Annotated in this window: 14 protein-coding genes; 9 read left to right on the forward strand and 5 right to left on the reverse strand. The window is 70.3% G+C overall.

Annotated features, from left to right (window positions below; all coding sequences use genetic code 11):
- Nucleotides 1-192 precede the first annotated feature (192 nt).
- Nucleotides 193-1,437 carry a phosphotransferase family protein gene (locus tag AC5RWU_RS16920; protein WP_494032356.1) on the reverse strand — a complete coding sequence of 415 codons (1,245 nt, stop codon included), beginning with the start codon at nucleotides 1,435-1,437 and terminating at the stop codon, nucleotides 193-195.
- Between the two features lie 217 nt (nucleotides 1,438-1,654).
- Between AC5RWU_RS16920 and AC5RWU_RS16925 the strand changes: the two genes are divergently transcribed.
- Nucleotides 1,655-2,758 carry a phosphotransferase gene (locus tag AC5RWU_RS16925; RefSeq protein ID WP_494032355.1) on the forward strand — a complete coding sequence of 368 codons (1,104 nt, stop codon included), beginning with the start codon at nucleotides 1,655-1,657 and terminating at the stop codon, nucleotides 2,756-2,758.
- On the opposite strand, the gene AC5RWU_RS16930 is transcribed toward AC5RWU_RS16925, so the two are convergent.
- Nucleotides 2,730-4,844: a bifunctional copper resistance protein CopD/cytochrome c oxidase assembly protein gene (locus AC5RWU_RS16930; protein ID WP_494032354.1), complete on the reverse strand. Its 2,115-nt coding sequence runs from the start codon at nucleotides 4,842-4,844 to the stop codon at nucleotides 2,730-2,732. The two genes, AC5RWU_RS16925 and AC5RWU_RS16930, sit on opposite strands and share 29 nt — an antisense overlap.
- A 799-nt stretch (nucleotides 4,845-5,643) precedes the next feature.
- Between AC5RWU_RS16930 and AC5RWU_RS16935 the strand changes: the two genes are divergently transcribed.
- The 3 genes from AC5RWU_RS16935 (at nucleotide 5,644) to AC5RWU_RS16945 (ending at nucleotide 15,351) form a co-directional block, all read left to right on the forward strand.
- On the forward strand, nucleotides 5,644-8,835 hold the full coding sequence (locus tag AC5RWU_RS16935) for a helix-turn-helix transcriptional regulator (protein WP_494032353.1): 3,192 nt from the start codon (nucleotides 5,644-5,646) through the stop codon (nucleotides 8,833-8,835).
- Nucleotides 8,836-8,872: 37 nt separating this feature from the next.
- Nucleotides 8,873-11,875: a helix-turn-helix transcriptional regulator gene (locus tag AC5RWU_RS16940; RefSeq protein WP_494032352.1), complete on the forward strand. Its 3,003-nt coding sequence runs from the start codon at nucleotides 8,873-8,875 to the stop codon at nucleotides 11,873-11,875.
- Nucleotides 11,876-12,291: 416 nt separating this feature from the next.
- Entirely contained in the window at nucleotides 12,292-15,351 is a 3,060-nt protein-coding gene (locus tag AC5RWU_RS16945; RefSeq protein WP_494032351.1) for a helix-turn-helix transcriptional regulator, read from the forward strand.
- A 274-nt stretch (nucleotides 15,352-15,625) separates the two neighbouring features.
- Here AC5RWU_RS16945 and AC5RWU_RS16950 read toward each other — a convergent pair whose 3' ends face one another.
- Nucleotides 15,626-16,348 (reverse strand): aquaporin, encoded by a 723-nt coding sequence (locus AC5RWU_RS16950; RefSeq protein WP_494032350.1) that lies wholly within the window; start codon nucleotides 16,346-16,348, stop codon nucleotides 15,626-15,628.
- Between the two features lie 46 nt (nucleotides 16,349-16,394).
- Here AC5RWU_RS16950 and AC5RWU_RS16955 point away from each other — a divergent pair, with 46 nt between their 5' ends.
- From AC5RWU_RS16955 to trxB, 3 genes are read left to right on the forward strand one after another with little or no spacing between them, the layout of a single operon-like run.
- On the forward strand, nucleotides 16,395-17,078 hold the full coding sequence (locus tag AC5RWU_RS16955; RefSeq protein ID WP_494032349.1) for an arsenate reductase/protein-tyrosine-phosphatase family protein: 684 nt from the start codon (nucleotides 16,395-16,397) through the stop codon (nucleotides 17,076-17,078).
- A 50-nt stretch (nucleotides 17,079-17,128) separates the two neighbouring features.
- Nucleotides 17,129-17,548: an arsenate reductase ArsC gene (locus AC5RWU_RS16960; protein ID WP_494032348.1), complete on the forward strand. Its 420-nt coding sequence runs from the start codon at nucleotides 17,129-17,131 to the stop codon at nucleotides 17,546-17,548.
- Between the two features lie 31 nt (nucleotides 17,549-17,579).
- Entirely contained in the window at nucleotides 17,580-18,557 is a 978-nt protein-coding gene (gene trxB, locus AC5RWU_RS16965; RefSeq protein ID WP_494032347.1) for a thioredoxin-disulfide reductase, read from the forward strand.
- Nucleotides 18,558-18,582: 25 nt separating this feature from the next.
- Here the strand turns inward: trxB and AC5RWU_RS16970 are convergent, their stop codons facing one another.
- Nucleotides 18,583-18,936 (reverse strand): ArsR/SmtB family transcription factor, encoded by a 354-nt coding sequence (locus tag AC5RWU_RS16970; RefSeq protein ID WP_494032346.1) that lies wholly within the window; start codon nucleotides 18,934-18,936, stop codon nucleotides 18,583-18,585.
- A gap of 102 nt (nucleotides 18,937-19,038) precedes the next feature.
- Here AC5RWU_RS16970 and AC5RWU_RS16975 point away from each other — a divergent pair, with 102 nt between their 5' ends.
- Both AC5RWU_RS16975 and AC5RWU_RS16980 read left to right on the forward strand, forming a co-directional pair.
- Nucleotides 19,039-20,424 carry an NAD(P)/FAD-dependent oxidoreductase gene (locus tag AC5RWU_RS16975; RefSeq protein ID WP_494032345.1) on the forward strand — a complete coding sequence of 462 codons (1,386 nt, stop codon included), beginning with the start codon at nucleotides 19,039-19,041 and terminating at the stop codon, nucleotides 20,422-20,424.
- A 30-nt stretch (nucleotides 20,425-20,454) separates the two neighbouring features.
- Nucleotides 20,455-20,874, forward strand: coding sequence for an arsenate-mycothiol transferase ArsC (locus tag AC5RWU_RS16980; RefSeq protein WP_494032344.1), 420 nt, complete (start codon nucleotides 20,455-20,457; stop codon nucleotides 20,872-20,874).
- Nucleotides 20,875-20,939: 65 nt separating this feature from the next.
- On the opposite strand, the gene AC5RWU_RS16985 is transcribed toward AC5RWU_RS16980, so the two are convergent.
- Nucleotides 20,940-22,355 (reverse strand): S-layer homology domain-containing protein, encoded by a 1,416-nt coding sequence (locus tag AC5RWU_RS16985; RefSeq protein ID WP_494032343.1) that lies wholly within the window; start codon nucleotides 22,353-22,355, stop codon nucleotides 20,940-20,942.
- Between the last annotated feature and the right edge of the window lie 279 nt (nucleotides 22,356-22,634).

The following is a 22,634-nucleotide window of genomic DNA, read 5'->3' on the forward strand; positions in this document are numbered from 1 at the left end:
TCTTCCGCTCCGGTTATCCACAGCCGTGGGCTGACTCAGCACTTCGCGCACGAATGGAGCCTGAAACCTAGGATCACTCCGCAGCACACGTCCCTTTGAGCGCTCTTTCGTACGTTTCGCGCGGAGCCAGCGGGGGTGGTGGGGACGGGATTGGCAGGGACGGGAGTGGAGGGGTGGTAGGGCGCTGGGACGTCAGGCCCCGGTGAGCGCTGGGCCGTCGAGGATGCCCTCGATGTCCGCCAGCCGGCTTTCGACCTGACCCCGCCAGTCCGGCAGGCAGCGGCGGAACGGTTCCTGGATCCGGGCCATGAGGTGGAATGCGGTCCAGTCCGTCACCGCCTGCGGGTCCACCTCCGCCGACCGCGAATAACCCTGCAGCAGCGCCGGGGTCAGCAACAGTCCACCCCCGCCCAGGTCCGCCGCCGCGAAACTGCCCAGATCCGCCGCCGGCGGGCCGTAGGCGCAGCGGTCCAGGTCGATGATGCGCAGCTGAAACCCGTCCACCAGGACCTGGTCGGCGGAGAAGTCCCCGTGGATCAGGACAGGCCGGGCCTGCCGGCAGACCCGTTCGGCGATCCGCCGGGCAGCGCGTCGGAGTCGGAACTCCAGCTCCGGAACCAGGCTGGCCGTTTCCTGCGACAGTGCGTGGAGCCGGGACCGGATGGCGTCGGCACCCAAGGTGCGGGGACCGTCGTCGTCCTCGGGGAGCAGCCCGCCCGGAAGCGGCCCGGACCAATGGAGCGCAGCCAGTGCCGTGCCTGCGGCCTCGGCCGTCCGGCGGCTCCAGCGCTGCCGCTGGCCGCGGGAAAGTCCGTCCAGGTCCGCCGCCCCGAACCACGGGTAATAGGTGACGTTCGGGTGGTCCGGCAGCCCAGCCCGGGGCGCGAGCGGTTCCAGCACGGGCACCTGCCGGAAGCGCAGCCAGTGCAGCAGCGGTGCGAGGTCCGGCGCCGGCTTCGCGGACACCTTCGTCACCACCCGGGGCGCGTCTCCGGAAGACCCCAGTACCAGGCGCCGGTGCGGCAGGTAGTTGAGCATCTCGGCCCCGGCGGCCAGCGCCGGCAGCCGGCGGGCCAGGCGGTGCTGCAGGCAGACCCGATGGTCGGCCTGCCACGGCCCCAGCACCAGGCGGTGCCCTGCGCCCAACCCGGCGGTGCGCAGCCGGAAGTTGTACCGCTGCGCGGCGGCGAACATCTTCTGCTCCTTGCCGGCGTACCGCGGGTGGTAGCCGGCAGCCCAGCCCAGCCCGCCTTCGGCAAACAGCACGCGTGCCACCACCGACTGCCCCGGCTTGTATCGGAGGTAGTCCGCGCGCAGCGCCTCGCCGAACAGGCCGGAAAGTACGACGCCGTCCAGGACCGCATCGAGGGCCGGCAGGTTCGCGTCCACCGGGTCCGGGACGTCGGCCCGCTGCCGCTGTTTGCTGCCTGCTGTCATCGTCATGGTCCTGCCCGGTTTCCGGAGTTTCCGTAAGGGTCCATTACCACTGTGCTCCGCCAAGCTGAGACGAAGGTAAGACGGCGGGCGCCCCTTGCCAAAACGCCCTTGCCAACGCGGCCCGCCCGGAGGATCGTCGGCTATGGGCGGGCAGGCCGGAGGCGGGCAGCAACCGCGGACCGCGCCCCTGCCCGGCAGATCCCAAGGAGTGTGGCTGGTGAGCTGGCATCCACCCGTGCCGCCGGAGGCTGTTGACGACGCCGGCGCTCGCTGGCTGGTGGTGCGGGCCTGGCCGGATTTTGCGCCGGGGGAGTACGTTCTGGAAGTCGCCGCGCCCGGCCGGCCCGGCATCCGGGCCGCGCATTTCCGGCAGGGCCGGCTCGACCTCGTCCCGCTGGACGATCCGGAACTGCCCGCCCTGCGCCGGGAGGCCGGGTATGGGGAGGTAGTGGTTCACCGCGCCCACAAACGCGCAGTCATCCGGACCCCCGACCAGTACATCAAGGTCTATCGCCCCGGGCACGCCGAAGTCCCGGCCGAGCGCTGCGCCCGCTCAATCTCGTTGCTGGCCGGAGGCGGCTTCGTCACGCCCCGGATCCTGCGGGTGTCGTCGGACGTCATTGCCTTCAGCCGAATCCCGGGCCGGCGCCTGCTCGACCTCGGACAGGACCACAACGAGGTCAGCGACGAGTCCTTTGCCCGGATGTGGGCCCAATGGTCCCGGGCCTGGGTTGCACTGCTGGTCGCCGAGCCGGCGTACGCCGCTGTGGCGGCGCTGCCTCTCCATACACCTGAGGCCGAGGTGGCGACTCTGCGGCGCTGGGTGGATCCTTGGCTCCGGCACAGCGCGGGCGTGCCTGAGGTGCAGCCCGAGCGGGACGCCCTGCAGACGCGGACGGCGGCGGTGGCGGAGAGCCTGCTGCGGTCCGTGCCCGATCCGCCGGTGTGGGCCCTCGGGGACCTGCACGACAAGCACATCATCGGCCTGGGCGGAGGTTCCCCGCTGGGGCTCGTGGACTTCGACGAGGCGGCCCGCGCGGAGCCGGCCCTGGACCTGGCCAACCTGGACGTGCATCTGGACGTGCGGCTGCGCCAGCAGCAGCTGACGCCGGAGCGCTGCGCGGCCGCCCACGCGCAGGTGCGGTCCGCCGTCGGACAGCTCGGCGTCAGCCGCGTGCGGTTCGAGTCCTACGCCGCCGTGCACCGGCTCCGCTTGGCGTGCCTGTACTCGTTCCGGCCGCGGTGGGCGGCGCTGGCCTCGAGCTACCTGCAGGAACAGCTGCAGGTACAGTTCACCGCTCCGGCCCCACCCGCACGCTGATGTGGGTGGTCTTCCGGCGCAGCCCCACCCAGGCGGCCAGCAGCATCGTAGGCATGACCGCCATGAACCACACGGCCAGTGCGGTGTTGCGCTGGTCCGTGAGCGGGCCGACGCCCCAGTCGCGGCCCAGGGAGGTGAACCAGCCGGCTTCGATCGGATCGGGGGAGATGGCCAGCCAGCAGGCCCAGGCACTGAACGCCACCGCCGTCACCGCTGCTACCAGCCCGCGCGTGCTGACATGGATGTCGTTCCGCGCGGACCTGCCCAGCACGGACGCATGGAAACTTACCCCGATCACCAGGAAGTAGCCCTGGATCAGCTCGTGGGCGATGTGGCCGTCCAGCATCAGATGGAACGCCGGGGACAGGTAGTACGCTGCAACGGAGCCGAACAGCACCGCTCCGCTCACGGCCGGATGGCCCAGCCATTTGACCCGGGCCGCGTTGAGGTCGCTGGCTATCTCCAGCAGACCCAGGCTGCCGTCCAGTCTGGGTGCAGCGGTGGAGGTCAGCAGCGTGAGCGGCATGGCCAGGATCAGCAGCAGCGGGACGACAATCGCCAGCGCCAGCTGGCTGCCGGCGTGGACGCTGAAGAGCACGGGGGCATAGATCGCCGGCGCGCCGCAGGTGGCGTAGGCCACCATCGCCAGCCCGCCCAGCCACGTAAGGGTCCGGTGGGCGGGCCACACGCGGCCCTGCTGGTTGTAGCGGGACACCCCGCGGAGATACAGCGCGGCGGCGATCACGACGACGGTGAGCCAGGTCCAGTCGACCCGCCACAGGGTGAACCATCGCCCCAGCTCCAGCGGCGGCGGCAGTTCGTAGCCGGTCAGGCGGAGGGCCGGGGTCAGCTCAGCTGCGGTCACCTCAGGCACCGGTGGGGACGTGCTGGAGAGTGCGACGGCCAGCCCGCTGACCGCGCCCAGGAGCAGCAGTTCGACCGTGACCAGCCACCAGAGCGGCCCGCGGTCCATCCTGCCGTCGCCCTGCTTGCCGCGGTCCGGCCTGGGGGAGGACTCTGCACGGCTCAGCCGCAGGACGGTCCAGCGCCGGTGCGCGAGTCCGACAGCTCCCAGCGCCAGCGTCGCCACGGCCTTGACGGCGATCAGCGCACCGTAGGGGGACATGAGTCCGCCCCAGCTGCCGAGCTCCAGCGCGGCATGGGCGGTGCCGGCCCCGAGGACCAGGATGAAGGAGAACCCCACCAGCCCGGAGAACCGGCGTACGACGGCGGCCACTTCCTCCCTTCCTCCGGTGCCTGTTGCCGTCAGCCGGCGGGCAATCAGGGCCAGGACGAACGAACCGCCCACCCAGAGGCTGGCGCCGAGGATATGCAGGGCCAGGGTGTCGGTGTCCGCATTGTGATTGTCACTGCCCTCCACATGCGCTCTCAGGGTCAGCGGAGCGATGGCTCCGGCCGTCAGTACCGCGGCCGTTGCCAGCCCGGCGGTGGAGGGGGAGGCCATCACCAGGGTGAGGACCGCCACCGAGAGGATGATGACGGCCAGCCACGCCTGCCCGGCGGTGGTTCCGAGCATGAACGCGGCCAGGTTCCCCAGGAAGTGGACGTTTGCCGCCCCGGCGCTGCCGAGGGTTTCCGCGCAGCTGAAGACCAGGTTCGCCGTCCCGGCCAACACCCACAGCACGGCTCCGACGCCGGCAATCCGCATCGCCAGGGAGAATGCCGGGTGCGGCTGCCGGCCGGTATCGCGCGGACCTCCCGAGGATCCGGGCGGACCTGAAAGCGGACCTGAGTGCGGGCCGGACGGCAGGATCAGCAGGGCGAAGACCAGAGCGCCCAGCACCACGGACAGGGCAAGGTTATGGACCACGGCCGATAGCGGCACCGTCCACCCCGCCCACGCTTCCGGCCCGGTCCAGGCGTCCGGAACGGCCCGCTCAAGGGCCGCAGCTGCCGCCCAGGACAGTAGCGCCGCGGCGACGGCCACCGCTGCCGCGGCACAGCCCGCCGTCAGCCATCGCCGGATTCCGCGTCCCGCCTTCGGCCAGGCCGAACCTGCCGGCTGGACCTGGAGGTCCGGCCGGCTTGTATCGTCGTGGAGCGGCGGCCTCACTGTAGCCGCCACCGGCGGAACCTGAAATCGTCAGAAACCCGCACCAACTGTCCCCCCCCAAGCTGGGTCCCTATTGGAGCTGAGTCTCCGTGGACCTCCGACTGTCATAATCCAGCGCAGAATACCAATATTCATGCGCCTCAATACCTATCCCCGTCGATATCCTCAACAGCGGAACTTGTAAAAACCTTGGAATGCCCCGCCTCCCGCTGACGCAGTACGTAACGCACGAATGTGTGCTCTAACCGACGTGTGCGGCGGAGCCACCGTGCACACTGCGGTCCCGATGACCCCAGCGCCGGCCCGGGAGGTGGACCGTGAAGGTACTGACTGCTAACGAACCTGTGCTGCGGAGCGGCCGTGCCGCTCGTGGAGGAAACTACGACGCCGGCTGCTTGCCGTGGGCGTCAGGGCGCGGCTTGATTCTCGTGTCCGTTCGCACGTCGTGTGCCGGGGCGGCTGTTGGGGGGGCTGGCCCCGGCACACGATCTTCGCCTGAAGCGGCGTAACGTCACCACACACCGGGCACCATGGGAAAATCCCGGTGTTGCTTACGGTGTAAACCATCCGGCCCCTCGCTGCGCCGACGCTTTTCGCGCTCTAACGGGTTTTTCGCTAGCCGGCACCGGCCCGCGACAAGCCCAATCGGCGCGAAATACGGTGACTCCGCTCGAGCCGGGCCCAAGCCGCAATGAAACAATTGCCCCAAAGCGTTCAACCATGCCTGTGATCGTTGTAGGCTTTGTGTCACCTGAAGGGCTACTGGGAATCGGCCTTCGTCGGGATAAGTCGGGAACGCAATGGGGTTGCTGTGAAGCGGGATATGTACGGCCCGGACAGCGAAGGCAGCGAGGGCGTTGGGAAGACAGGCGACGGAGCAGAGACCTTCGCCGGATCAGTCGTGAGCCGGAGTTGGCCTCTGGTCGCCCGCGACCAGGAGCTGGATACGGTCCTGCGCGCCCTCGGGGGCCAGCACATCGCCGGCCACCCCAGCCACCCCGGACCGGGCCACCTCACGAACCAAGCCACCCAGCCGCCCGACCACGAGCCCGCCGGCGCCGTCGTCACCGGCGAAGCGGGCATCGGCAAGACCGCCCTGGCCCGCGCCCTGGCCCAGAAGCTTGCCCGTACCCACCATCTGGTCGCCCTGCGCGGCACCAACCTGGCCTCCCGCATTCCGTACGGCGCGCTCGGCCATCTGCTCGCGGATCTGCCGGATTCGGCGCTGGACTCCCCGGTGACGGTGGCGCTTGAACTGGCCCGGAACCTGCAGCGCGACGCCCACGGCAAGCCCGTGGCCATCCTGGTGGATAACGCCGGGCAGGTGGATCCGCAGGGTACCGCCGTGCTGATCCAACTGGTGTTCAGCGGCGCGGCCCGGGTGGTCGTGTTCGGCCGCCGCGCCAAGGACATCCCGGAGGACTTCCAGCGCCTGGCCCGCGACGGCCGGCTGGTCCCGGTGGAGCTGCCGCCGCTGACCGAGGAGGGCGTGGCCGCCACCCTGCGGACGCAGCTGCGCGGGACCGTGGCCCCGTCGGTGGTCGCCGCGCTGCACAGCCTCACGGAGGGCAATCCGCTGTACCTGCAGCGTCTGGTCGCGGAGCAGTTGGCCAGCGGGAACCTCTTCCTGGACCGCTGCCCGGACCGCGCCGAAAAGAACGACGACGGCGTGTGGGCCCTGCGCGGTCCGCTCACCGTGAGCGGCAGCGCTGCACAGGAGCTCATCCATGCCCGCGTGGCCCGCTACGGTCCGGCGCTGGCGGAGATCCTGGAGCTGGTCTCGCTGTCCGAGGGGATCCCGCTGCGCCAGCTGGTGGCCCTGTACGACCCGGAGGACATCTCCACTCTGGAGGACGAGGGCATACTGGAGATTGCCCTGACCGCGGATCCGATGGTGGTCTTCCGGAACCGCTTCGTGGCGGAGACGGTGCGCGCCAATGTGTCCGTGATCCGCAGCCGCGCGCTGCGCCGCAAGCTGGCCCCTGGGGGGCCCGGCCAAGGCGGACCCGGCCAGGCCGCCCCGCAGCCAGCCACCCCGGAAACAGCCGGCCCCTACGCCCACCCCGAGGGCGTCAAGGGTTCCCAGCTGCTGGCCTTTGCGGCGTGGACGCAGGCGTGCGGGGACCGGCTGACCCCGGCCACGGCACTGGCTGCAGCAAGGGAGGCCAACCGGCTGCTGGATCCGCTGCTGGCGCTGCGCGTGGTGACGGACATCCGCCCGGAGGACCCGGAGTGGACGGACGGGCAGCTGGCCACCGCCCGGGCGCACCTGATTCAGGAGGATCCGGAGGCGGCGATGGCGGCACTGGACGCGATCGGCCCGCATCGGCTGGCGGCAATGGACGGCGAGGAATTCCTGGAGTACGCCACCGCCCGCACCGTGGTGCTGCACGCGATCGACGGCCGCTCCGATGAGGTTCCCGAGCTTTTCGCGGAGGCTCGGGCACGGATCGAGCCCGTCGGCCCGTCGCCGGCCGGCGTGGACGAGGCCGCGTGGCAGGCGAAGTACGACGCCGGCCCTCATCCGGATACCGTCCGTCACCTGCTGAAGCTGGTCGCCCTGCGCGAGCTGGAGCACTACGCGTTCATTGGGAACTACCGGGACATCATCCGTCCGCTGCAGGAGCTGCTGCAGGATCTGCCGGACGGGGACACGCTGCCCGCGGGCGGCCGGGAGACCATCGCCGCCAGCGTCGTGGGTGCGGGCACCGCAGATCCGGCCGGCCCCGCCGCGCCCGCCCATACTCCGCCGCGCCCCCCGCACGCCGCGCGCACGCCGGACGAGCGTGAGTTCCGTTTTGCCGCCGCCGCGCTGCTGTGCGAGGCACTGGCGGTCACGGGCCGGCAGCAGGACGCCCTGGCCCTGCTGCAGGAGGTGCTGGCGCAGCTGCCCGATCCGGAGCTGGGCGCCCCGGTGCGCAGCACCGCGATGTCGCGGCTGTTCAAGTGCCTGCTGCTGGCCGGGCTGCTCAACCGCTGCCGGGTGCTGGTCCAGGAGTCGATCGATCGCATGCCCGCGCGCCTGCCCAGCCAGCGCGGGGGACTGGAGCTGGTCCTGGGCCTGGTCTACGTCCTGCAGGGCTACCCGCAGGACGCCCTGCACTACCTGCGCCTGGCCATCGCCCAGCTGCGGCAGCGGGCCACGGCCGCCAACCTGGGCATGGGCTATGCGGCCGCGGCCCTGGCCCACGCGGAAATGGATGAGAGGGACGCCGCCTACGAGTACCTGGAGTTGGCGGCCGGGTACGCCGATGCGGGCTCCTGGTTCACCCGGTCCATGACCGAGTACTGCAAGATGTCCGCCCGCCTGCATACGGGGGACCTGGACATGATTCCGCTGCTGCGGGAGACGGCGGAGGAGGACCTGCGGTCCGGCCGCTATGTTCCGGCGGAGATGCGGCTGGCCCTGGCCGCGCTGTGGGAGGATCCGGCGGCGCTGGCCCGGCTGGAGGAGATCACCGCCGGAGCGCAGGGGGCCCTGTCGCGGGCCATGCACGACTATGCGCGGGGCTGGCGGCAGCAGGACATGGGCCTGCTGCTGCACGCGGCGGACCTGGCCGCGGAAAGCGGCGGCGACGCCCTGGAGTACATGTTCTGCGCGCAGGCCGCCCGGCTCTCCGACCTTGCAGGCGAGTCCGGTGCAGGCGAGTCCGGTGCAGCCGCCCCGGACGAGCCGCACCACAACGGCCGCACCAACCACAAGGGCCAGCCCAGCCACAACGGCCACCCGCCCCACCCGCCTGGCTTCAATGCCCACCAGATGCTCTGGCACCGGGTCACCGATGACACAGGCCCGCAGCCCCGGCTGAATTCCGGCGGCGGGCGCAGTACGCAGCTGAGCGCACGCGAACGCCAGGTGGCCATGCTGGCGGCGGCGGGGCTGAGCAATAAGGAAATCGCAGGAAGGATCGGCAAATCCGTGCGCACGGTGGAGGGCCACCTTTACCAGATCTATGCCAAGCTGAATATCACTGCCCGCTCCCAGCTGAAGCAGTTTATGTAGCAGCCGGGACCGGAGGTGCGGGTGGAAGGGAGGGACTGTGGCGGACGCTGGGAACGTCGGCAGGCGGCTGATGCGCGCCGACGTCGAACGCCGGATCGAGGACTTCCTACGCGCGGACACTCCGCCGGGGGCCGTGCTGGTGGGGGAGCCGGGCAGCGGCCGCACCCAGCTGCTGCACTGGGCCGCGGAAAAAGCCGCCGAAAAAGCCGCCGCAGGCACACCGGCCTATACCGTCCACTGGCTCTCCGGCAGCCCCGCCCTCAAGGGCGTCCCGTACAGCGCCCTCGCCCCCTTCCTGGTGGGAATTGCGACGGCGGACCTCGCCTCGCCCGCGTCCCTCGCCCGGGAAACCCGCCGCCAGCTGGCCCACGCCGTCCTCGACGAAATGCACACCCAGCCCGGCCCGGTGCTGCTGGTCATCGACGACGCAGATGACCTGGACCCCGCCTCCGCCGCCGTCATCGCCGAGATGCTCGAGCACCGCCAGCTGCGTCTGCTGGCCACAGCCCGCGGCTACCCGGAGCAGGGCTCGCCCGCCATCGGCATCCCGCCCGAGTGGCATGAGCTCAAGGCCAACAACACCATCGGCCGCATCGACGTCCCGGCCCTGACTCCGGATGAAATGGAGCAGCTCTGCCGGCTGCTGCTGGCGGGCCTGATGGTGCGCTCGCAGACGGACATCGTCTGGCAGCTGTGCCGCGGCAACCTGGCCCTGGCGCACGCGTTGCTGGAGGACTCGCGCAGCAACGGGACCCTGGTCCGGCAGGACGGCACTTGGGTGGTGGGCACGGCCCGGCGCCGGCACTGGCCGCACTCCATGGCTGCGGTCCGGCACGCGCTGGACCGGCTGGGCCAGGATGCGCAGGAAGCGGCCACCCTGATCGCCATGGCCGAGCCGGTGGAAACCGCGGCCGCCGCCGCGGTGGCGGGGGACGACGTCGTACGCCAGCTGCGGGAGGCCGGAGTGGTGACGGAGGACGACGCCGGCCTGCACCTGCGCTATCCGCTCGCCGGGGAGGCGATCCGGCTGATGACCCCGGTGACCGAAAGCCTGCGGCTGCGGCCCAAGGTGCTGGCGCTGCTGGAGGCGGAGCCGGACTCGTCGCAGGGGCTGCAGCGGCTGGTGGCATGGTCGCTGACCTGCGGGATCGAGCTGCCGGAGGAGCAGCTGGTGCGCGCCGGCATCGCCGCCAGCAACCTGGCCGGGCTGAACCTGGCGGAGAAGGCGGCGGCCGGGATCGTCTCGGAGGAGAACCGGGTGATCGCCCGGCTGATCAAGGCGCGGGTGAGCTACCACCGGGGGGACACGGAGAGGGCAGCGCAGCTGATTGACGGCGCCATCGACGAGGCCCCGAACGTCCACACCGTGCAGTTCGCCGCCGCGCTGGCCCCGGCCATCCGGGTCTGCCGGCCGCGGCCGTGCTCGGCCCTGGAGGAGGATGCGCGGAAGGTGCGGCAGGCCGCGATCCGGCTGCTCGGCCCGGAGAACCGGGTGCCGGAAAACCGGGTGCCTGAGCACCGGGCGCCGAATAATAGGACACCGGGCAACCACCCGGCGTCGAACCACCACCCGCCCAAGTATCCCGCGCTCGCGGACGCCGCCCAGGCCCACAGCGACCTGGCCCGTGCGGCGGAGCTCCTGGAGCTCATGGCACTGGGCTGCCGCGGCCAGTACACGGAGATGGGCCGCCGGCTGAAGGAAGCCGCCGGGCTGCACGCGGCCCGGACCCGGGACCGCAGCCTGCACGTCACGCTGCTGGTGCTGGAAGCGGAATTCCTGTCCACGGTGGGCCGGCCGGAGTCGGCCGCGGCCCGCACCACGCAGGCCCTGGAGCTGATGAACCGGTACCCGGACGAGCTGCTCTTCCACGCGGAGGTGATCCTGCGCCGCCACCTGCTGGCGCTGCTGCAGTCCGGCCGGTGGGCACAGGTGCCGGACCTGCTGCAGGACTACGCGCGGCACACCCCGTACGCGCTGGCCTACTTCGGCACCGCCGTGGACGTGATGATCGCCTGGATGCAGGCGCGCGTTGGGAACATGCACCGGGTGCTCCAGGTGCTGGAACCGGTGCTGCCCGCCCTGGACCGGGTAGACAACCAGCGGATGCGCGGGCTGGCCCGCGCGCTGAAGGCCTTCGCGCTGGCCCGGCTGAAGGATCCGGGCGTGGCGGAGGCGCTGGCCCAGTATGAAGAAGTACGACGCCGGGGCCGCGGCTTCATCACGATGATCGCCGAGGCGTACGCGGCCTGTGCCCGGCGGATGGCGGGCCTGCCGGACGACGGCGTGCTGGCGCAGTGCGCGCAGGCGGCCGCGGAGTCGGGCATGAAGGCCGCCGAGACGGAGATCCTGGCGCTGGCCGCGGCGGTCGCGGCGGATGTGCCCGCTGCCGAGGGGCCGGAGGCCAGGCAGCAGGGGCTGAAGCGGCAGGCCGCGCTGCTGTCCCGCCTGTCAGAGGTCGCCAGGGAGTGCGAAGGCATCACGGCGGAGGCCATGTCCTCCTTCGCCCAGGCCCTGCTGACCCGCCGGCCGAAGGACCTGTCAGACGCCTCCGAGCGGCTCTCCGAAGCGGGGCTGCAGCAGTACGCCGCGCGGGCGCTCCGGCTGGCCGCGTCCATGGCGGTGGAGCGCGGCGACTTCGCCACCGCCCGGAAGGACGCCTTGGCGGCGGCGCGCATCCTGCAGCAGCTGGGCCTGCACGCGGTCCTGGGCAGCGCCGAGGACGCGCAGCTGAGCGAACGTGAGTGGGACGTGGTGAAGCTGGCCGTGCAGGGGCTGGGCAACAAGGAGATCGCCGCAAAGCTGCACCTGTCCGTGCGCACCGTCGAGGGCCACCTGCGCCGCAGCTACGCCAAGGTGGGCGTGCGCAACCGGGCGGAGCTGATGGTCACCGTCGCCGTGGATGTCCCCGGCCAGGGCACGATCGACGACCCGGACGACCCACCCTCCATCTCACCCTCGAACCCTCCACCCCCGACCCACCCACCAACGCCGAAACCTCAGTTTTTGCAGGAAATGGGCGTCAGAACCTACAGAAACTGAGGTTTCGGCGAAGGTGGGTTGGGTCTGCTGGCGGGGACCTCACCCTCCCGCTGACTCTGCAGCACAGGTTCGTTAGCGCCCTCAGACGTGCATCTGCTGCTGAATCATCGGGTGCCTTTCCCCTTACCTCCCGTTCGCTGCGCAGTACGCGTTCATTAGCGCGGCCCATCGTGCATGTGCTGCAGAGCGAACGATGGAGGAGGGGAGGGACGGGGAAGAAATGGCACACTCCAAGGAACTCCCAAGGCTTTCTGCCAATCATGAGGGCAGTCGAAGGACTAGTCTTATTAATTAATCAATGGGGATAAGGCTGGTCTATGGCGCACCGTGCAAGGCAAGTCCATGGGAGGCCGCGGCCGGTACCGCTTCGTGGGAGCGGAACCGGCGGCACTGAAGAAAATACGGGGAAGTGTCCGATGAGCGGCGAAGCGTCGATCCGTCACCAGGAGGCAAGGCAAATCCTGGACCGTCTGCAGTCAACTGAGCTTGCCGGCGTCGTTATTACCGGGCCGTCCGGAGGCGGCAAGTCCACGCTGCTGGACGCCGTCGTCCAGGCCGCGGAGGAGACGCACAACATCGTCCGCCACGCGCTGACGCCGGCGCTGCGGGAGATCCCGGGCGGGATCGGCCTGCATCTGGCCCCCGGCTATCCGCTGTCCGGCGAAGCCGTGCCGGTGGCCATCCTCAACGCCTGCCGGCGGTACATCCACAGCGGCGTGGACCCGGAGAAGCCCACGCTGCTGGTGCTGGATAACCTGCAGCACGCCGACGACCTTTCGCTCTGGCTGGTCACCCAGCTGGCCGAGACCCTGGACCTGCAGGTAGTGGGAACCCACTCGGCGGAGACCGCGTTCTCCCCGGACCTGCAGGAGCTGGTGACGGAGGGAACCATCGGGCTGCACGCCCTGCGCCCGCTGACGCTGGAGGCCGCGACGGCAGTGATGGGGGCCATGCTGGGCGGGGCACCGGCGCTGAGCCTGGCGCACGAGGTCCACGCTCTGGCCCAGGGCAATCCGCTGCTGATGCGCGCCATCCTGGAGGAGGCGTCCCTCACCGGGGCGATCGCCAACCGCGACGGCGTGTGGGTGGGTATGCGCCCGATCGACACCTCCGGGCGCCGGCTGCGGGAGCTGATGGAACGCCGGATGGGCCGGTACACCCCGGCGGAGCGTCGGATCGTGGAGATCCTGTCCCTAGCCGAGCCGCTGCCGCTGGCCACGCTGGAGCGGCTGGTTGAGTCCGCCGCGCTCTCCGGACTGTATGCGGCCGGCGTGATCGCCGTGCGCAACGAGCCCCCGCGCAACGTCACCCTCTCCAGCTCGCTGGAGGCGGAGGTTGTCTACCACACCATCGCGCTGCCCCGCTCGGTCGCACTGCGCACCGAAGTCCTGCACGCCTCCTCCGCGACCGTCCCGTCGGCGGAGCGAATCGAAAGCGAAGCCGAAGCCCCGGAGGGCGCCGGTGAAGCCGAATCCCGCGCCGCCGAATCCCGTGCCGCCGAACCCCGTGGCACCGGCTCGCTCTGGGAAACGCTGCGCCGGGTCGAGTTCTCGCTGGACTGCGGCCTGCACGTGCCGGACCGGCTGCTGCTGGAGGCCGCCCGCGCCGCCAATGACCTGATGGACCCCGAACGCGCGCTCCGGCTGGCCACCATGGTGGCGGACCGCCGGCACCAGCTGGCTGCCCGGACCGAGCAGGCCCGCGCGTTCTTCTACGAGCGCCGCTACCACCAGGCCTATGTGCTGCTGACCCGTGTGATCGAGCAGGAGCAGGAACCGGCCCGCCCCGAATTCGTGCGTGCGGTCTGCCTGCTGGTGCACCAGATGATCCCGCTGGGCCTGAACTCGGAGGAGGAGCTGCGCGTGGTGCGGGATGCCGCCGAACGCTTCCGCGCCGCCGCCAGGCTGGCCGTGAACCGGGCGGACCATCCGCTCAATCCCAAGGCGCACAAGAAGATGCTGGACCGCATGACGGTGGCCGAGGCCGCGGTGGAGGTCCGCTCCGGAACCTGGCCTGCTCCGGACCATCCGATGCTCTCGCTGCCGGACGGCCGCCCGGCCAAGTCGCTGGAGGCCACGCTGCTGCGTTCGCTTGTGGCCCAGGGGCTGGCCGCCAAAGGCCGGTTCGAGGAGGCCGCGGAGATGTCCCGGGACGCGGTGGACACCATCACCCAGGTCCCCAGCGCCACCGTGGAGGACGCCATCTCCGTGCTCGCCGAGTACGCCGGGGTGCTGACCTTCCTGGGCCGTTTCGGCGAGCCGGAGATGCTGCGTGCCGGGCACCTGAACGGCGCCAGCCCGTGGATGAAGAACATCGGCGGGCCCATCCAGCTTTTCCGCGGCATGGTGCTGTGCCGGCAGGGCAAGTACGCCCTGGGGCTGCCGGAGCTGCGCGCCGCGGTGTCCCAGCTGGGCACCCGCGACGACATGGGCCTGCTGCCGCTGGCGCTGGCCACGCAGGCAGCCGCCGGCTGGATGTCCGGGCAGCGGGAGACCGTGCGCCAGGCGCTGGAGCGCTTCGACGAGGTGCCGCGCTACGACCCGTACCTGCCCGCCCGGATCGCGGACTGCTACGCCTCCGCTGCCCGGGCCGCGCTGGGGCAGTCGGCGGAGGCCCAGGACCTGCTGCGCGAGCTGGCGCACGAGGCGCACGAGCACGGCACCACCGGGGTCGAGCAGCTGGCGCTGGATCTGCTGGGCCGGCTGCGGGAGTCGGAGCGGCCGGAAACGTTTACGCACGTCCCCGGAGCGGAGGCGCTGGGCCGGATGACGGCGGAGCTGGCCACCGCGTATGCAAAGGCGATGGCGGCGCAGGACGGCACGGCGATGCTGGAGGTCGCCCGGCATGCCCTGAGCCAGGGCGATTCTCTGCTGGCCCGGGATTACGGGATCAAGGCCCGGGATCTGTTCGCCGCGCAGGCCAACCGGCTGGGCCAGCTGCAGGCGGGCAAGCTGCTGCGTGAGCTGGGCATCGATGCCGGGGAGGCGGTGCTGGCCGAACCGCCGACGACGACGACCGCCATCCCGGTCGTGCGGCCCACCCCGGGTGCGGGTGAAGTCAGGGGCGCCGGGGGTGCCCCGGGAGCAGGCGCCGCCGAGGGCACGGGGGCCGGGCTCTTCGGGCCGGCGACGCCGCCGTACGGCATGCCGGTGGCCGGCGTGCCGGGGATGCCGCAGCCGCCGGTGTACGAGCCGCCCACGACGACGGGCCGGATCCGGAAGATCTCCGTTGGCGCCACCCAGGCCCCGGATCCGGGCCTGACCGCGCGCGAACGGACCGTAGGGGAGCTGGCCGCCGCCGGTGCCTCCAGTGACAGCATCTCCAAGAAGCTGGGCATCGCGGTGAACACGGTCAACGCACACCTGCAGCGGGTCTATACCAAGCTCGGGGTCTCCAGCCGGGCCGAGTTGGCCCAGGTGTGGGCCTCGACCCCGGGCGCCGGCTCGCGGCCGCGCCGGCCGCGGGGGAGCGCCTAGTCCCCTCCCGGTGACTCAGCAACAGAAGCTGGAATGTGCGCTGAGGACGACCTTTGGTGCGGAGCCAGTGGGAGGCCAGCGGGAGGGGCACCGCGCAAAAGGACTTCGTAGACATGGGAAGGCTTCCCGGAACGCGGTCGCGAGGTCGACGCATAACGGGAAGCCAGCATCTCCACAGTATTTATCAGCGTTCTGCCGGCACAATGCCTTTCCAATTGCACTTGCGTACCGGTTCGCCCGGGCCCCGGGAAACAGTTGCCGTACCGTTATCAGGCTAGTTCCCTGCGTCCGCCCGGACGGGTGTCCGGTAGAGCACCAGGACGACGGCGACGCCGATGGCCCCGCCCAGCAGCTGGGCCAGCACGAACGGCAGGACGGAGCCGGGCTCGATGCCGGCGAAGGTATTGCTGAAGATGCGGCCGACGGTCACGGCCGGGTTGGCAAACGAGGTGGAGCTGGTGAACCAGTAGGCCGCCCCGATGTAGGCGCCTACCGCGGGGCCGGCCAGTGTCGCCGCCCGGCCGGTGCGGACCAGGGCGAAGATGACCGCCACCAGTCCGGCGGTGGCGACAATTTCAGCCACGAAGAGCCCCGTTCCGATGCGTTCCTTGGTGGCAATCGTGGTCGGGACCTCGAACATCAGGTTGGCCAGCACCGCTCCGGCGATGCCGCCGGCCAGCTGCGCCACGATGTAGGCGCCCACCATCGGCAGGGTCGGCCCGCCGGGATGGCGCCGGTCCAGGAACCAGTCCGCCAGCGAGACCACCGGGTTGAAGTGCGCACCGGACACCGGTGCCAGTACCACGATCAGCACCGCCAGGCCCAGGGTCGTGGCAATCGAGTTCTCCAGTAGCTGCAGCCCGACGTCGTCGGGGGAGAGGCGTTGGGCGGCGATGCCGGAGCCGATCACGATGGCCACGAGCAGTCCCGTTCCCAGGAATTCAGCGAACAGGCGGCGGCTTAGGGACGGTACGACCGCCGCTTCAGTAGTTGTCATGGAACAAAATTGACAGAAACCCATCGCCTCAGTCAACATTGACTCAATGGACACTGAACTAAATGACGGACTGCAGCGGCGGGTGGCGCTGCACGCAGCCCTGGCCGACCCGGCCCGGCTGCGGATCGTCGACACGCTGCTGGTCGGTGACGCTTCGCCGTCGGAGCTGGCCGCGCTGCTGTCGATGCCGTCGAACCTGCTGGCCCACCACCTGAAGGTCCTCGAAGGTGTCGGGCTGGTGGTGCGCAGCAGGTCCGAGGGGGACCGCAGGCGCTCCTACCTTCGGATCGTTCCCGGCGTACTTGATGCCCTCCGCCCCGGCGCCCCGCGTCCGGCGGCCCGCGTATTGTTCGTCTGCACCGCCAATTCCGCCCGCTCCCACCTGGCCGCGGCGCTCTGGCGCCGGGCCAGCAAGGTGCCGGCTGCCTCGGCCGGCACCCACCCGGCCGCCCAGATCGCTTCCGGAGCCATCGCCGCCGCCGAAAGGCACCACCTGGCGCTGCCGAGGGTGCGCCCCCGGCAGGTCGCCGACGTGCGCACGGACAATGACCTGGTCGTCACCGTCTGCGACCGCGCCCACGAGGAGCTCGACCTGAAGACCGATGTCCACTGGTCGGTGCCGGATCCGATCCGGGCCGGCACGCCCGAAGCCTTCGACCGGGCCCTGGAGGAGTTGGGTCGGCGCGTGGAGAACTTTGCCCCGCTGCTGGCCCCGGCCGCCACCAACTAACCGCCACCAACTGACCACCCCTGCATATCCCGCTACCCAAGGAGTCCTTCATGACCGCCGAAACCGCCAAGAAGCCGTCCGTCCTGTTTGTCTGCGTCCACAACGCCGGCCGCTCCCAGATGGCCGCCGCCTACCTGACCACCCTCTCCGAAGGACGCATCGAGGTCCGCTCCGCCGGCTCCGAGCCGGCGGACAAGGTCAACCCGGCCGCCGTGGAGGCCATGAAGGAAGAGGGCATCGACATGTCCGCCGAGATTCCCAAGGTCCTGACCACCGAGGCGGTCAAGGAGTCCGACGTCGTGATCACCATGGGCTGCGGCGACACCTGCCCCATCTTCCCAGGCAAGCGCTACGAGGACTGGGAACTGGAGGATCCGGCCGGCAAGGGTGTGGATTCCGTCCGCCCGATCCGCGATGACATCAAGGGCCGCATCCAGGCCCTGATCGCCGACCTGCTGCCCGCCAAGTAGACCCCGCCCCTTAGCCTGAAGGATTTCTGTCGTGAGTACCCATAGTCTGATCATCATCGGTTCCGGTCCCGCCGGCTACACCGCCGCCGTCTACGCCGCCCGCGCGGGCCTGGCACCGCTGGTGCTGGCCGGCTCGGTCACCGCGGGAGGCGCCCTGATGAACACCACCGAGGTGGAGAACTTCCCCGGCTTTCCCGACGGCATCCAGGGCCCGGAGCTGATGGAGAACCTGCAGCGGCAGGCCGAACGGTTCGGGGCGGTCATCGAGTACGACGACGCCACCGCCGTGGACCTGAAGGGCCACCTCAAGCAGGTGGTCACCGGAGCCGGCAGGACGTACGAGGCGCCGGCGGTCATCCTGGCCACCGGCTCCGCCTACAAGGAACTGGGCCTGCCGGAGGAGAAGAAGTTCAGCGGCCACGGCCTGTCCTGGTGCGCCACCTGCGACGGGTTCTTCTTCCGCGAGCAGGACATCATCGTCGTCGGCGGCGGCGACTCGGCCATGGAGGAGGCGCTCTTTCTGACCCGGTTCGGCAGGACGGTGACCGTCATCGTACGCCGGGACGCGCTGCGGGCCTCCCGGATCATGGCCCAGCGGGCCCGCGACAATGAGAAGATCCGCTTTGAATGGAACAGCGCCGTCACGGCCATCCACGGCGACGGCAAGGTCTCCGGCGTGACGCTGACGGACACCGTCACCGGCGCCGTCCGGCAGCTGGACGCCACGGGCATCTTCGTGGCGATCGGGCACGTGCCGCGGACCGAACTGCTGGTGGGCCAGATCGACCTGGACAGCGAGGGCTACATCAGGGTCGATGCGCCCACCACGGTGACCAGCGCCCGCGGCGTCTTCGCCTGCGGCGACGCCGTGGACCACCGCTACCGCCAGGCCATCACCGCAGCCGGCACCGGCTGCGCCGCCGCGCTGGATGCCGAGCGCTACCTCGCCGCGCTGGCCGACGCGGACAGCATCGCCACCGCCGTCGTGGAGGAACCCACCCACGCCTGATACGCACCGCCGGACAGCCAGCCGCTCACCGCGGCGAAATGATGGCGGCGGCCCGTTCCAGGGCGCCGGGAATGATGGAGTAGTAGGCCCACACGCCGCGCTTCTCGCGGTGCAGGATGCCGGCGTCGACCAGGATCTTCAGGTGATGGGAGATGGTCGGCTGGCCCAGTCCGATGGGTTCGGTCAGGTCGCAGACACAGGCCTCGTTGTCCTGCTGTGCGGCGATGAGGGAGATCAGGCGCAGCCGGGCCGGGTCGGCCAGGGCCTTGAGCAGCTGGGCGGATTTCTGCGCGTCGTCGGCGCTGAGTACCTCCCCGGTCAGGGGGCCGCAGGAGCAGGCTTCGAGAACCCGATGCGGGAGCGTGTGCGCGGTGTTCATGGTCCCATTATGCCTTACACATTGACAGTCATCGATATCTCCGCGCATACTCAAGACCAGTAGACATCGATATTCTTCGATGTCTAATGAAGGAGGACATTCATGCCTGAGACCACCAGCCTTCCGGTGGCGGTGATCGGCGCCGGTCCCGTCGGCTTGGCCGCGGCCGCCCACTTGCTGGAGCGTGGACTGACGCCGCTGATTTTCGAAGCAGGCCTGTCGGCAGGAGCCGCGATCAGCGCCTGGGGCCACATCCGCCTGTTTTCGCCGTGGCAGTTCAACATCGACGCCGCCTCCCGCCGTCTGCTGGAGGCCTCGGGCTGGGAGGAACCCCGGCTGACCTCCCTGCCCTACGGGTCGGAGCTGATCGAGCGCTATGTCGCGCCGCTGGCCGCCATCCCGCAGATCGCCGCCGCCCTGCACACCTCCTCTCGGGTAGTCGCCGTCAGCCGGGTCGGCATGGATAAGACCCATTCCAAGGGCCGGGAGGAGCGGCCCTTCCTGGTGCGCATCGAGTCCGCCGACGGGTCGGTCACCGACCACCGGGTGCGCGCCGTCATCGACGCCTCCGGCACCTGGGAGCGGCCCAACCCGCTGGGACAGGCCGGCCTGCCCGCTCCGGGAGAGGACGAGGCCCGGCGCCTGGGCCTGATCACCGCGCCGCTGCCGGACGTCACCGGTGCGGACCGGGAACGGTTCACCGGACGGCACGTGCTGGTCGTCGGGGCCGGGCATTCGGCGGCCAACACCCTGCTCTCGCTGGGCCAGCTGGCCAAGAATGAACCCGGCACGAGGATCAGCTGGACCGTCCGCGGCCCGTCCGTCACCCGGCTCTACGGCGGGGGAGACCTGGACGGGCTGCCCGCCCGCGGCCAACTCGGCACCAGGCTACGGAAGCTGGTCGAGGACGGCATCCTCGAGCTGCACACCTCCTTCACCATCACCGGGTTCAAGACCGGAGACAACCTGCTGGCGCACGGCTCCACCCCCGAAGGGGACACCGAACTGAACGTGGACCTGCTGATCCCGGCCACCGGTTTCCGCCCGGACCTGGACATCCTGCGCGAGGTCCGGCTGGAACTGGACCCGGGCGTCGAAGCGCCCCGGGCGCTGGGCCCGCTGATCGACCCGGAATTCCACAGCTGCGGCACGGTACCCCCGCACGGGGCGAAACTGCTGGCCCACCCGGACCAGGATTTCTATATTGCCGGCATGAAGTCCTACGGCCGGGCCCCGACGTTCCTGCTCGCCACCGGCTATGAGCAGGTCCGCTCCATCGCCGCCGCCCTCGCCGGCGACCACCAGGCCGCCGAGCGGGTCCAGCTGTCCCTGCCCGAAACCGGGGTCTGCTCCTCGGACTTCGGCGGCAGCTGCGACACCACCCCGGCCGCAGCCACCGATGCCTGCTGCCCGCCCGGGCCCCAGCCGGTGTCCCTGGGCTTTGCCACCGGCACCGCCCACGGCCGCTCCTCCGACCCGGACTGCTGACCGCTCACTACAGACTCCTAAGGAGAAGAAATGACGTCCACACCCCGTGTCCTGTTCGTTTGCGTCAAAAATGGCGGCAAATCCCAGATGGCCGCAGGCCTGGCCTCGCAGCTGGCCGGCGACCGGCTCGAGATCAGCTCCGCCGGCACCCAGCCCGGCGACAAGATCAACGCCCTGTCCGCCGAATCACTGGCCGAACTCGGCATCGACATCAGCCATGAAGTCCCCAAAGCGATCACCGACGAGGCCATCCGGGCCGCAGACCTGGTCATCACCCTCGGCAGCGAAGCCAAGGTCAACCACATCGACGGAACCGAATTCCGCAACTGGGATATCGACGAGCCGTCCCTGCGCGGCATCGAGGGCATGGAACGCATGCGCCTGGTCCGTGACGACATCCGCCGCCGGGTCGAGAGCCTTCTGACGGGACTGATAGCACCAAAACGCTGACCACGGCCGTGCGGCCCCGGTTAGGTACCGGGGCCGCAACGGCGTGCTTGCCTGTAGGTAGACGGCTAGGCCTCCGGGTCCACCGCTGTACCTGCGGCAGGGAGGGTTCCGAACTGGGTGTTCCAGCGGGACATGAAGGCCGCCATCGCGTCCCGGTTGACCGGGGCCTGCGGGTGGAAGCTGCCGTCGGGGAAGCCGGTGGTGATCCCGGTGGAGGCCAGCCAGGTGATTTCGGTGTAGAAGGGGTGGTCGGTGGCCACGTCGCTGAAGGGCGAGACCGCCGGGGCGGTGAAGTCCGGGGATTCGGCTAGCCGGTAGAGGAACGCGGCCATGGCGTCGCGGTTGACCGGGGCCAGGCTCCCGTAGCTGCCGTCGGGGTGCCCGGTGGTGATGCCCTCGGAGGCGAGCCAGGTGATCTCCCGGTAGAACTGGCCGGTGGCTGCCAGGTCGGTGAACGGGGAGGCGGCCGGCGCGGTGAAGTCCGGGGAGCCGGCTAGCCGGTAGAGGAACGCTGCCATCGCGTCGCGGTTGACCGGGGCCGCGGGGCGGAAGGTGCCGTCGCCGAAGCCGGTGGAGATGCCGTTGGCCTCCAGCCAGTTGATCTCGGTCAGGAACGGGTTCTCCTCGGTGACGTCGGTAAAGACCGACGGCGGCGGGGCCAGTTTGCCCTGGACAGTAAACAGATTGGTTTCCAGGTTCGTGCCGGGGCCTTCGACGCGGAAGAAGTTCGTGTCGTACGGGCTGCCGGTGACGGTGTGCGGAACATTCGCGTCGCCGACGTGGCCGGCCGGGGCGCCGGCGTCCCAGCGCAGGAACGGGCCCACGCGTCCGGCGGTGGCCCGGGCGAAGCCGGCATCGGTGCAGGGGAAGTCCATGCAGCCGATGTCCTCGGTGAAGTTGATCTCCCCGCTGCCCTTGCCGTCGTCCTCGGCGACGAACTGTTCGACTCCGTACGGGTGCGTGATGGTGTAGGTCTCACCGGGAGTCAGGCCGTCGACGCGGATGCGCAGCCGGGAGAAGGCGATCTGCTCACCGTCCACCGCGGTCTCAGTCGCACCGCCGAACGCCGCCTCGGTGGCCATCGCCAGCACCGCACGGTTGGTCGGGGTCTCAATCACTGCTTCGCCGGCCCACCAGAAGGCCTCCCCGGGGAAGTTGTCCGGGAAGGACACGGTGTCGCCGGCATCGGGCAGGGGCGATTCTGCGAGCATGGGGCACTGGGCCGGGTCCAGGCACAGTTCCAGCCGGACCGGTGCCAGGCCCCGGGCGGGGTCTCCCTTGTCCTCGAACCACTGCGGGAAACCGGTTTCGGGGCTGATGGGGCCGGCCTTGGCCAGACCGGACTGCGGGGCCGGCGGGCTCAGGGTCACCGCCTGTGCGGGGACGGCCAGCAGCGGTGCCAGCAGGGCGGCGGTGGCGGCACCGGCCAGCATGCCGCCGCGCAGTCCCGTAACTGTACGGTGTTGGTTCATTTCGGACATTGGGGACACTCCTTTGGGCGGGATAAGACTGTGGAAACCGCGGCCTGCGGCGTCTTCCACTGTGGGCAGCGTTGATGAAACGACGATGAGAAATCGGTGAAGGAATTCTCATGCAGCAGTAACGCGGGCCAGCCGCACCGTCACTCCCGCCGTCCTACTTTTTTACAAGGAATGCATGGGAAAAACAGAGGACCGCAAAGGGGTATGCGGCGCTATCGGCAGCATCGGGGTGGGGGTCCCGTTCTGCAGGCCGAGCCGCATACCCGACAGTCCACCCCT

It is taken from the genome of Arthrobacter sp. B0427-1-12, from assembly GCF_059092905.1.

Coding starts and splice junctions, on each gene's coding strand:
- AC5RWU_RS16955 (WP_494032349.1), top strand. CDS start 16,395: ATGGACACTGAACTAAATGACGGACTGCAGCGGCGGGTGGCGCTGCAC.
- AC5RWU_RS16920 (WP_494032356.1), bottom strand. CDS start 1,437: ATGACAGCAGGCAGCAAACAGCGGCAGCGGGCCGACGTCCCGGACCCG.
- AC5RWU_RS16980 (WP_494032344.1), top strand. CDS start 20,455: ATGACGTCCACACCCCGTGTCCTGTTCGTTTGCGTCAAAAATGGCGGC.
- AC5RWU_RS16960 (WP_494032348.1), top strand. CDS start 17,129: ATGACCGCCGAAACCGCCAAGAAGCCGTCCGTCCTGTTTGTCTGCGTC.
- AC5RWU_RS16975 (WP_494032345.1), top strand. CDS start 19,039: ATGCCTGAGACCACCAGCCTTCCGGTGGCGGTGATCGGCGCCGGTCCC.
- AC5RWU_RS16950 (WP_494032350.1), bottom strand. CDS start 16,348: ATGACAACTACTGAAGCGGCGGTCGTACCGTCCCTAAGCCGCCGCCTG.
- AC5RWU_RS16985 (WP_494032343.1), bottom strand. CDS start 22,355: ATGTCCGAAATGAACCAACACCGTACAGTTACGGGACTGCGCGGCGGC.
- AC5RWU_RS16945 (WP_494032351.1), top strand. CDS start 12,292: ATGAGCGGCGAAGCGTCGATCCGTCACCAGGAGGCAAGGCAAATCCTG.
- AC5RWU_RS16970 (WP_494032346.1), bottom strand. CDS start 18,936: ATGAACACCGCGCACACGCTCCCGCATCGGGTTCTCGAAGCCTGCTCC.